This is a genomic window from Mycobacterium sp., from assembly GCF_965229265.1.
In the GTDB taxonomy this organism is placed as follows: domain Bacteria; phylum Actinomycetota; class Actinomycetes; order Mycobacteriales; family Mycobacteriaceae; genus Mycobacterium.
Map to the genome: position 1 here is coordinate 1,233,519 of NZ_CBDDIY010000010.1, position 10,183 is coordinate 1,243,701.

The 10,183-nt window shown below is 69.3% G+C and carries 8 protein-coding genes; 4 read left to right on the forward strand and 4 right to left on the reverse strand.

Features of this window, described 5'->3' with window-relative positions; all coding sequences use genetic code 11:
* The first annotated feature begins 85 nt into the window (after positions 1-85).
* The 4 genes from ADBZ9K_RS07890 to ADBZ9K_RS07905 are packed head-to-tail and all read left to right on the forward strand — an operon-like array spanning position 86 to position 5,650.
* On the forward strand, positions 86-1,588 hold the full coding sequence (locus ADBZ9K_RS07890) for an amino acid permease (RefSeq protein WP_526619529.1): 1,503 nt from the start codon (positions 86-88) through the stop codon (positions 1,586-1,588).
* On the forward strand, positions 1,588-3,018 hold the full coding sequence (locus ADBZ9K_RS07895; RefSeq protein WP_526619530.1) for an FGGY family carbohydrate kinase: 1,431 nt from the start codon (positions 1,588-1,590) through the stop codon (positions 3,016-3,018). Before ADBZ9K_RS07890 ends, ADBZ9K_RS07895 begins: the two co-directional genes overlap by 1 nt.
* Positions 3,015-4,406, forward strand: coding sequence for an NAD(P)/FAD-dependent oxidoreductase (locus tag ADBZ9K_RS07900; protein WP_526619531.1), 1,392 nt, complete (start codon positions 3,015-3,017; stop codon positions 4,404-4,406). The genes ADBZ9K_RS07895 and ADBZ9K_RS07900 overlap by 4 nt, the downstream gene beginning before the upstream one ends.
* Positions 4,403-5,650 (forward strand): NAD(P)/FAD-dependent oxidoreductase, encoded by a 1,248-nt coding sequence (locus tag ADBZ9K_RS07905; protein ID WP_526619532.1) that lies wholly within the window; start codon positions 4,403-4,405, stop codon positions 5,648-5,650. The genes ADBZ9K_RS07900 and ADBZ9K_RS07905 overlap by 4 nt, the downstream gene beginning before the upstream one ends.
* Before the next feature lie 6 nt (positions 5,651-5,656).
* Here ADBZ9K_RS07905 and ADBZ9K_RS07910 read toward each other — a convergent pair whose 3' ends face one another.
* From ADBZ9K_RS07910 to ADBZ9K_RS07925, 4 genes are read right to left on the reverse strand one after another with little or no spacing between them, the layout of a single operon-like run.
* Complete coding sequence (locus tag ADBZ9K_RS07910) at positions 5,657-7,102, reverse strand: vWA domain-containing protein (protein WP_526619533.1); 1,446 nt, start codon at positions 7,100-7,102, stop codon at positions 5,657-5,659.
* A 4-nt stretch (positions 7,103-7,106) separates the two neighbouring features.
* A complete protein-coding gene (locus ADBZ9K_RS07915) occupies positions 7,107-7,991 on the reverse strand; it encodes an AAA family ATPase (protein ID WP_526619534.1) in 885 nt (294 codons plus the stop codon).
* 17 nt (positions 7,992-8,008) lie between these two features.
* Positions 8,009-9,256, reverse strand: coding sequence for a glutamate-5-semialdehyde dehydrogenase (locus tag ADBZ9K_RS07920; RefSeq protein WP_526619535.1), 1,248 nt, complete (start codon positions 9,254-9,256; stop codon positions 8,009-8,011).
* Positions 9,253-10,137: a TIGR04255 family protein gene (locus ADBZ9K_RS07925; RefSeq protein ID WP_526619536.1), complete on the reverse strand. Its 885-nt coding sequence runs from the start codon at positions 10,135-10,137 to the stop codon at positions 9,253-9,255. The genes ADBZ9K_RS07920 and ADBZ9K_RS07925 overlap by 4 nt, the downstream gene beginning before the upstream one ends.
* Positions 10,138-10,183 lie beyond the last annotated feature (46 nt).

Sequence of the window (10,183 nt, forward strand, 5' to 3'; positions counted from 1 at the left end):
AACAGTTCGTTTCAGGGATTGACGATGACGTGGCTCACACCGATACTACGGTTCAACCACATGGTATATACCAACTGGAGGATCCATGGCTGAACCGAACCCGTCCGACAACGACGCCGCCGAACTCGCGCAGTTCGGCTACAAACAGTCGCTGGAACGCCGCACCGGCAAGTTCGCGTCGTTCGCGGTGGCCTTCGCCTTCGTCTCCATCGCGACCGGCATCTTCACCACCTACGGGTCGGTGCTGAACACCTCCGGCCCGGTCGGGATCTGGACCTGGCCCATCGCCTGCATCGGTCAGCTCGCGGTGGCCTTCGTGCTCGGCGCCCTGGCCGCGCGCATCCCGGTGACCGGCTACCACTACCAATGGATGTCGCGGCTGGCCAACCCGGTGCTGGGCTGGATCATCGGCTGGATCTCGTTCACGTTCCTGGCCATCGTGGTGGTCGCGGTGGACTACACCATCGCCTCGACGATCCTGCCGGTGCTGCTGCACTACGACGGCACCGCGGCGATCACCTGGGCGGTGACGGCGGCGGTTCTACTGATCCAGGCCCTGCTGGTGGGCCTGTCCACCCCGTGGGCCGAGCGGGTGAACAACAGCTTCGTCACCCTGGAACTCATCGGCATGGTGGCCCTGACCGTGCTGCTGCTCGTGGTCGCCGCCGTGCGCGGTCAGATGGACGTCGCCAACCTGTTCAGCAAGGGTGCGGTGTCCGACGCCGGCTTCTGGAGCTTCGGGGACTGGACCTCGGCCGGGCCGTGGATGCTGGGCTTCCTGCTGGGCGCGTTCACCATCGTGGGTTTCGAATCCGCCGCCAACCTGGCCGAGGAGACCCACGATCCGGAGCGGGTGGTACCCCGGGCGATGACCCAGGCCGTGATCGCCTCGGGCGGCCTGGGCTTCCTGTTCCTCATCGCGGTCACCCTGGCCGCCGGCGATCCCGTCGCGCTCGCTGAATCCGGCACGCCGATCGCCGACGTCATCCAGCGCACCCTCGGCTCGGTGGTGGCCACCCTGCTGCTGGTCATGGTCGTGCTGGCGATCTTCGCGTGCGGACTGGTCATCATGATGACCGGCGTACGGGTCACCTGGGCCATGTCGCGCGACGAACGCTTCCCCGGCTGGCAGCAGTGGAACCAGATCTCGGCGCGATTCCACACTCCGCTGAAGGCGACGATCCTCTATCTCGTTGTCGCTGAACTAATCCTGGCGATCTTCTCTGGTTCCGAGCACGCACTGTTCACCCTGTTCGGGGCGGCCACGCTATTGCCCGCGGTGATGTACGCCTCGACGGTGGCGCTCTACGTGATCAAACGCAAGACCCTGCCGGCCAGCGACAAGTTCAACCTCGGGGTATGGGAGAAGCCGATCCTGGTGGTGGCCGTAGTGTGGCTGGTCTTCGAGCTGGCGCTGTTCCGGGACTCGAGTTTCCTGCAAGCCTGGGCATACGTCATCGTGATGGTCGTCATCGGCGCGCTCTACCTCGGCTACCTACTGGCCACCCGGGGCCGGCACGGCCTGTCGATGCCGGACATGCACTCCATCGACGCCCACCTGGACCGAGAAGCCACAAAGGAACGCTGATGCCGCACCTGCTCGCCGTCGACCAAGGCACGTCGGCGACGAAAGCCACCGTGATCGACGACAACGGTCAGGTGACCGCGATCGCCGAGGTGGCGCTGCGGCCGCAGTACCTGCCCGGCGGCGGGGTCGAACAGGATCCGGAAGCCCTGTTCGACTCCGTCGTCGCGGCGGGGCGCCAGGCACTTGCCGAGGCCGGGGTGCCGGTAGCGGCCGTCGCCCTGGCCAACCAGGGGGAAACCGTACTGGCCTGGGACCGCACGACGGGCCAGCCGCTCACGCCGGCGATCGTCTGGCAGGACCGGCGGGCCGAACCCATCTGTACCGCGCTGTCGGCGTCGTCGGCACTGGTGGCGGCCCGGACGGGCCTGGTCCTCGACCCGTATTTCTCGGCGCCGAAGATGGCCTGGATCCGGCAGAACCTGACCCGCGACGGTGTCGTCACCACCACCGACACCTGGCTGGTGCACCGGTTGTGCGGGGCATTCGTCACCGATGCCTCCACCGCCAGCCGCTCGCTGCTGCTGGATCTCGACTCCGCCCAGTGGGACCGGGAGCTGCTGGCCGTGTTCGGCCTGGACGACGAACAGCTGCCCACCATCGTCGCCAGTGACGAGATCATCGGAACGACAGATGTTTTCGGGCCGAGCATTCCCGTCGCCGGCCTGATCGTCGACCAGCAGGCAGCCCTGCTCGCCGAGAGCTGCATCGAGCCCGGCACCGCCAAGTGCACCTTCGGCACCGGCGCCTTCCTGCTGGCCCAGCTCGGCGCCAACCCGGCCCGCTCGACGGCGGGGCTGACCACCTCGGTGGCGTGGCGGCTGCGCGATCACACGTCGTACTGCGTGGACGGCCAGGTGTACACCGCCGCCTCGGCGGTTCGCTGGGCCGTCGACGCCGGCCTGGTGGGATCGGCAGACCAGATCGACGCGACAGCCGCGCAGGACAGCGGCGGGGTGGTATGCGTGCCGGCGTTGGCCGGTTTGGCTGCGCCGTGGTGGGATTCGCAGGCAACGGCATCGTTCACCGGCCTCACCCTGAGCACCGGCCGGGGTGAACTGGTCCGTGCCCTGCTGGAAGGGATCGCCGCCCAGGTTGCCGCCCTCACCGAACTGGTAGCCACCGACCTGGGCCAGCCGCTCACCCGGCTGCGGGTCGACGGTGGTTTGACCCGCTCGGCGGTGCTGATGCAGGCCCAAGCCGACCTGGCCCAGATACCGGTGGACGTCTACCCGTCGCCGCACGCGACGGCGCTGGGGACGGGCATCTGCGCGCGCCTGGCACTGCACCCCGATCTCGAGGTCGGTGACGCCGTCGGGCCTTGGCAGCCCAGCCGGACCTACCACCCGCACTGGCCGCCCGAGCGGGCGGCGGAATTCCTCGACCGCTGGACGCGGACGGTATCGGCCACGAAGGAGACCACAACGACATGACCACCAACGAGGTCGACGATGTGATCGTCGTCGGTGGCGGAATCGTCGGATGCGCGATCGCCCGGCAGCTCTCCGGCGCTGCCGGCCTGTCGGTCACCCTGGTCGAGGCCCGCGCTGACGTCGGCGACGGCACCAGCAAGGCCAACACGGCGTTGCTACACACCGGTTTCGACGCCACCCCGGGCACCCTGGAGTCCCGGCTGGTGGCCCGCGGCTACCAGCTCCTGGGCCAGTACGCCGAGCAGACCGGTATTCCCGTCGAGCGGACCGGCGCCGTCCTGGTCGCCTGGACCGACGAGGAGCGCGACGCGCTACCCAAGCTCAAGGACAAGGCAGAACGCAACGGCTATCACGACAGTGAACTCGTCGACGCCGCCGAGATCTACCGCCGCGCACCCGATCTGGGGCCTGGAGCATTGGCCGGACTGAGCGTTCCCGGCGAGTCGATCATCTGCACCTGGACCACGAACCTGGCGCTGGCCACCGACGCGGTCCGGCGCGGCACCCGACTGCTGCGCGCAACGCGGGTGCTCGGCGTGCGGGTCGGCACCGATTACACGACGCTGGTGACCAGTTCCGGTGAGGTACGCGGACGTTGGGTGATCAACGCCGCCGGCCTGGGCGCCGACCAACTGGACAACGCGTTCGGCCACCAGCGCTTCACGGTCACCCCGCGCCGCGGTGAACTGCTGGTCTTCGACAAGCTCGCCCGCCCCATGGTGCCGTGCATCATCTTGGCCGTCCCGTCCTCGCGCGGTAAGGGCGTGCTGGTCAGCCCGACCATCTACGGCAATGTGATGGTCGGCCCGACCTCGGAGAACCTGTCCGACCGGACCGCAACCGGCACCTCGGAGGCCGGCTTCGACTTCCTGGTCACCAAGGGCCGCGCGTTGATGCCGAAACTGTTCGACGAGGAAGTGACCGCCACCTACGCCGGCCTGCGCGCGGCCACCGACCACGACGACTACCTGATCGAATCCGACCCGGCGCAACGCTACCTCCTGGTCGGCGGAATCCGTTCCACCGGACTGACTTCCGGGATGGCCATCGCCGAGTACGTCGAGCAGCTGCTGGCCGACTCGGACCTGGCCCTGGTCCCGGCACCGGATCTGCCGCCGACACCGACGATGCCCAACATCGGCGAGTGCGGCATCCGCCCCTACCAAGACCCAGACCGCATCGCCGCCGACCCGGAGTACGGCCGCATCGTCTGCTTCTGTGAGCGGGTCACCGCGGGCGAGATTCGAGACACCTTCCAATCCCCCATCCCGCCAGCTGATCTCGACGGCCTACGCCGGCGTACCCGGGTGATGAACGGGCGATGCCAAGGGTTCTACTGCGGGGCGACTACGCGCGCACTGCTGGAATCGCAGGGAGCACAACGATGACCGAATCGCAGCGCCGGGTCGCGGTCGCGATCGTCGGCGGCGGACCGTCCGGCCTGACCGCGGCTGCCACGCTGGCACCCGAGGTCGACGGCGAGGTGCTCGTACTCGAGCGCGAGGCGCAGGCCGGCGGGATCCCCCGCCACAGCGACCATCTCGGCTACGGCATCCGGGACCTGCGGCGGTTCCTCACCGGCCCCGCCTACGCGCGCCGCCTCACCGAGCGCGCGCTCGACGCCGGCGCGGTGCTGCACACCGAAGCCATGGTCACCGGCTGGGACGGTGAGCACCGGCTGTCGGTCACCTCACCGCGGGGGCGCACCGTCGTGCAGGCCGACGCGGTGGTGCTCGCCACCGGGGCCAGGGAGCGGCCCCGGCCGGCCCGGCTGGTGCCTGGCGATCGCCCCGATGGGGTATACACCACCGGCCAACTGCAGAACCTCGTGCATCTGCACCACCTCGCGGTCGGCAGCCGCGCCCTGGTCGTCGGCGCCGAGCTGGTCAGCTGGTCGGCCGTGCTGACCCTGCGCGAGGCGGGCTGCGACACCGTCGCAATGATCAGCTCCCACCCGCACTCGGAGGCCTACGCGGCGTTTCGGACCGCCGGGCGGCTGATGATGCGCGGCCCGCTGCTGACCCGCAGCCGGCTGGTCAGCATCGACGGTCGCGATCGGGTGAAGCGCGCACTGGTCGAGAACCTGGACTCTGGAGCCCGCACTGCCATCGACTGCGACACCGTGGTGTTCACCGGCGACTGGATCCCCGACCACGAGCTGGCCCGAACCGGTTGCCTGGCCATGGATTCGGCCACCGGCGGCCCGCTCGTCGACGCCGGGCTGCGCACCTCGGTGCCCGGCGTTTTCGCGGTGGGCAATCTCGTGCACCCGGTCGACACCGCCGACGCCGCGGCGCTGGACGGCGCGCATGTCAGCACTCGGGTCCAGCGTTGGTTGCAGAATCCGACGCCGCTGGGCGAGCGGGCCCGGCTGCACGCCGAAGCCCCGCTGCGCTGGGTGGCCCCGCAGTGGGTGTCGGCCGACGACACCGGTGCCGCCCGCGGCGATCTGCTGTTCTGGGTCGATCGCTATCGGCGGTTGCCCAGGTTGCGGGCCGTCCAGGACGGTCGCGTGATCGGCTCCGCCCGGACCGCCTGGCCGGCCGCCCCTGGCCGTGTCTTCCGGGCGCCGTGGTCGCTGGTGGCCGCGGCCGACCCAGCCGGGGGCGACGTACGAATCTCGTTGTCCTGAATGGCTTTACACCGGCAGCAGCTGGTCGATCACCCCGGCGAGCTGCTTGGCCGAGCGGCACTCGTGCATGGTGATGATCTCGGAGTAGCGCGGCACCGCCGAATCCCCGCTGCCCCACAGGTGCCGGGGCTCGGGGTTGAGCCAGTGCGCGTGCCGGCTGGCGCTGACCATGTGGGCCAGCACATCGGTCGCCGGATTGCGGTAGTTGGTGCGGCCGTCGCCGAGCACCAGCAGCGAGCTGCGCGGGGACAGCACGTTGTGGAAGTTCTCGGTGAACGAGACGAATGCGTTGCCGTAGTCGGAGTGCCCGTCGCGGGTGTACACGCCGGCCTCACGGGTGATGCGCTGAATCGCCAGCGCCAGGTCGGCATCCGGACCGAACAGGTGGGTCACCTCGTCGGTGGTGTCGATGAAGGCAAAGACGCGAACCCGCGAAAACTGCTGGCGCAGGGCGTGTACCAGCAGCAGGGTGAAGTGGCTGAACCCGGCCACCGATCCCGACACGTCACAGAGCACCACCAGCTCCGGTCGCGCCGGGCGGGGCTTGCGCAACACCACGTCGATCGGCACCCCGCCGGTGGACATCGACTTGCGCAGGGTCTTGCGCAGGTCGATCGAACCGGCACGATGGCGCCGGCGCTTGGCCGCCAGCCGGGTGGCCAGCATCCGGGCCAGCGGGGACACGACCGTGCGCATCTGGCGCAGCTGTTCACCGGAAGCCCGCAGGAACTCGACGTTCTCCGACAGCTGCGGAATGCCGTACATCTGGACGTGGTCGCGACCGAGTTGTTCGGCCGTACGGCGTTTGGTCTCGTTCTCCACCATCCGGCGCAGCTGCGTGATCTTCTGCGCAGCAATGGCTTTGGCGATCTGCTCCTGGGTCGGGCTCGGATCGTCGCCGTGCGGTGCCAGCAGGCCGGCCAGCAACCGGCCCTCCAGCTGGTCGAGGGCCATCGCCTTGAGGGCCTGATACGACGAGTAGGACGGACCGCGACTGGAGGTGTAGCGCCCGTACGCCTCGACGATCTGGGAGATCATCGCGACCAGGCGCTCGTCCATGTCGCCGATATCCGGGTTGTCGGCTAGCAGGTCGAGCAGCATGTCGCGCATGGCTTCGATGTCTGCGGGCGACAGCTCCGGCGGTGGCTGCTGCCCGGAGTCCTCGTCGGCCACGACGGTGCGCCCGCCCAGCGCCGCCGGCCACCACAGGTCGAAGAGGGCGTCGTAGGTCTGCCGGTGGTCGGCCCGGCGCAGCACTGCGCAGGCCAGCCCCTCGCGCAGCGCTTCGCGCTCCCCCAGACCGAGCACGGTGAGCACCCGGCCGGCGTCGACCGTCTCGGACGGTCCCACTGAAATCCCTTGCGCGCGCAGCGCTTCAACGAAGCCGACCAGGTGGCCGGGCAGGCCGTGCGGGGCCAGCGGCTGTGGGGGGCGCACCCTGCGGACGGCCATCGGATTAGTTCAGCCGCAGTTCGCCGGAGGCGCGCTGCTGGTCGGACTGGTGCTTGAGCACCACCCCCAGCGTTGCGGCGATGGTGGCGTCATCGATGGTGTCCAGGCCTAGGGCCAAAATGGTGCGGCCCCAGTCGATCGTCTCGGCCACCGAAGGCAGCTTCTTGAGCTGCATGCCGCGCAGCACGCCGATGATGCGGACCAGTTCGGCGGCCAGCGACTCGGGCAGCTCGGGCACCCGGGACAGCAGGATGCGCCGCTCCAGGTCGGGAGCGGGGAAGTCGATGTGCAGGAACAGGCAGCGCCGCTTGAGCGCCTCGGACAGCTCGCGGGTGGCGTTGGAGGTCAGCACCACGAATGGGGTGCGGGTGGCGGTGATGGTGCCCAGTTCCGGCACGGTCACCGCGAAGTCGCTCAGCACCTCCAGCAGCAGGCCCTCGATCTCGATGTCGGCCTTGTCGGTCTCGTCGATGAGCAGCACGGTGGGCTCGGTGCGCCGGATCGCGGTCAGCAGCGGACGCTGCAGCAGGAACTCCTCGCTGAAGATGTCGGTCTTGGCCTGATCCCACTCGTTGGACCCGGACTGCATCCGCAGGATCTGCTTGGCGTGGTTCCACTCGTAGAGCGCGCGAGCCTCGTCGACGCCCTCGTAGCACTGCAGCCGCACCAGACCCGACCCGGTGCACTGCGCAACGGCGCGGGCCAGCTCGGTCTTGCCGACCCCGGCCGGACCTTCGACCAGCAGCGGCTTGCCGAGCCGGTCGGCGAGGAACACCGCCGTGGCCGTCGCGGTGTCGGGCAGGTAGCCGGTTTCGGCCAGCCGCTTGGCGACATCGTCGATGTCGGCGAACAGCGGTGCCGGAGCCGGGCGCGCCGGGGTTTCAGTCACGGGTTCTCCTGTCGTGGTCAGGCAGGTCGGGTTTGGCCGTCTCCCCAGACGATCCACTTGGTTGAGGTCAGTTCCGGCAGACCCATCGGGCCGCGGGCGTGCAGCTTCTGGGTGGAGATGCCGATCTCGGCGCCGAAACCGAACTGCTCACCGTCGGTGAAGGCGGTCGACGCGTTGACCATCACCGCGGCCGCGTCCACCCGTTCGGTGAAGCGTTGCGCCGCTGCGAGATTGGTGGTGACGATGGCCTCGGTGTGACCGGTGCCGTAGGTGTTGATGTGCTCGATGGCCGCGTCGAGCCCGTCAACGACCGCCACCGCGATGTCCATCGAGAGGAACTCGGCCCGCAGGTCCTCTTCGGTCGGGGTGCCGTGCACGGTGACCCCGGCCTGTTCCAGCGCGGCAATCAGGCGCGGCCGGGCCACCTCGGCGATACCGGCGTCGATCAGCAGCGTCTCGGCAGCGTTGCAGACGCTGGGGCGACGGGTCTTGGCGTTCAGCACGATTCGCTCGGCGACGTCGAGATCGGCCGCGGAGTGCACATAGACGTGACAGTTGCCGACACCGGTTTCGATGGTGGGCACCGTGGCGTCGCGCACCACGGCGTCGATCAGCCCGGCGCCGCCGCGTGGGATTACCACGTCGACCAGGCCGCGGGCCTGGATCAGGTGGGTGACGCTGGACCGGTCGACGCTGGGCAGCAGTTGCACCGCGTCTTCGGGCAGGCCTTCGCCGGCCAGCGCGCCGCGCAGCACCTGCACCAGTTCGGCGTTGGAGTTGGCCGCCGACGAACTGCCCCGCAGCAGGACCGCATTGCCGGACTTGAGGGTGAGGCCGAAGGCGTCGACGGTGACGTTGGGCCGGCCTTCGTAGACAATTCCGACCACGCCGAGCGGAACCCGCTGCTGGCGCAGCTGCAACCCGTTGGGCAGGGTCCGACCGCGTAGGACCTCGCCGATCGGGTCGGGCAGGCCGGCCACCTGGCGCAGGCCGGCGGCGATGCCGTCGATCCGCTGCGGGTTGAGCGCCAGCCGGTCCAGCATGGCCTCGGCGGTCCCGGCAGCCCGGGCCGTCTCGAGGTCGGCCGCGTTGGCAGCCAGGATCTGGTGGGTGTGCGCAAGAACGGCGTCGGCGGCAGCGTGCAGGGCCCGGTCCTTGACGGTGGTGGTCAGCGACGCCAGCGTGCGCGCAGCGATCCGCGCCCGCCGAGCGGCGTTGTGCACCTGGGTACGCACATCCTCCAGCGACGGCGCGTGGACACTCATCCGTCCAGGGTATCGGTGTCCCGACCAACCGGCAGGTGGGGGCCGGTGCGGAGGCCGTGCCGCGGACCCCGCGAGGCGGCGTCTCGACGGAAGATCTCCCGGGCTTTGTCGGTGATCGAACTTTGAAAGACCGCACCGATCGGACCATGGACGGCCGCGAGGATGTCGGTGACCACGACGGTATCGAGCAGAACCGCCACCTCACCGTTGAACTCGCAGAAGCCATCGAGGTCCAACACAAAGCACGGGCCGGCGGGCGGCGCGGGTTTCCGCAGGTGCGGCACGTTGACCACCGACCCCTCCGGCAAGACCGCATAGCCGACGTTGAGGCCGGCGCCCTCGCCGAGGTCGAGACCCAACGCTGTTTGCAGACCCCGGACCGGCACCTCCTCAGGCACCAACGCCAGCGCTCCGATGAGCCTGCCGTCGATCCAGGTGTCCCAGGCGCGTACGTCGGAAACCGGCTCCGGAACCCGGATCTCGTCGATATAGCGCAGGCCGACCCGTTTGAGCGCAGGGCGTACCTGAGCCTGAACCAGCGCCTGGAGGATGACGGTCAGGGTCGCCAGCAGGTCGTCGAACTCGCTGTAGACCGTCGTCTCGAACGTCAGGGCCGACGGGGTGAGGGTGAGCACCTCGGTGCTGTCGGCGTTGCGCAGCCGCAGCCCCTTCTGGGCCACCACCCGGGGCGGTAAACCTGGCGCGACGTTATCCAGGCTGGTGTCGGTGACCACCTCGGCGACACCGAATCGCCCTTCGAGGCCGATGGTGATCGCGTCGAGTGTCTCCTGCTGGCGCAGGCGTGCGGCGTCGGTGAACCGGGCCTGCGCGGTGACCAACGCAACCGGGGGTGTGCGAAACACCTCACGTTTGGGATACATGGGATCAGTCAGCTTTCAGTCGCGATTCGGCCGAGGGCACGCCCAG

Bases quoted from the DNA above. Each gene is read 5' to 3' on its own strand.
- ADBZ9K_RS07890 (WP_526619529.1), top strand. From the start codon at position 86: ATGGCTGAACCGAACCCGTCCGACAACGACGCCGCCGAACTCGCGCAG.
- ADBZ9K_RS07895 (WP_526619530.1), top strand. From the start codon at position 1,588: ATGCCGCACCTGCTCGCCGTCGACCAAGGCACGTCGGCGACGAAAGCC.
- ADBZ9K_RS07900 (WP_526619531.1), top strand. From the start codon at position 3,015: ATGACCACCAACGAGGTCGACGATGTGATCGTCGTCGGTGGCGGAATC.
- ADBZ9K_RS07905 (WP_526619532.1), top strand. From the start codon at position 4,403: ATGACCGAATCGCAGCGCCGGGTCGCGGTCGCGATCGTCGGCGGCGGA.
- ADBZ9K_RS07910 (WP_526619533.1), bottom strand. From the start codon at position 7,102: ATGGCCGTCCGCAGGGTGCGCCCCCCACAGCCGCTGGCCCCGCACGGC.
- ADBZ9K_RS07920 (WP_526619535.1), bottom strand. From the start codon at position 9,256: ATGAGTGTCCACGCGCCGTCGCTGGAGGATGTGCGTACCCAGGTGCAC.
- ADBZ9K_RS07925 (WP_526619536.1), bottom strand. From the start codon at position 10,137: ATGTATCCCAAACGTGAGGTGTTTCGCACACCCCCGGTTGCGTTGGTC.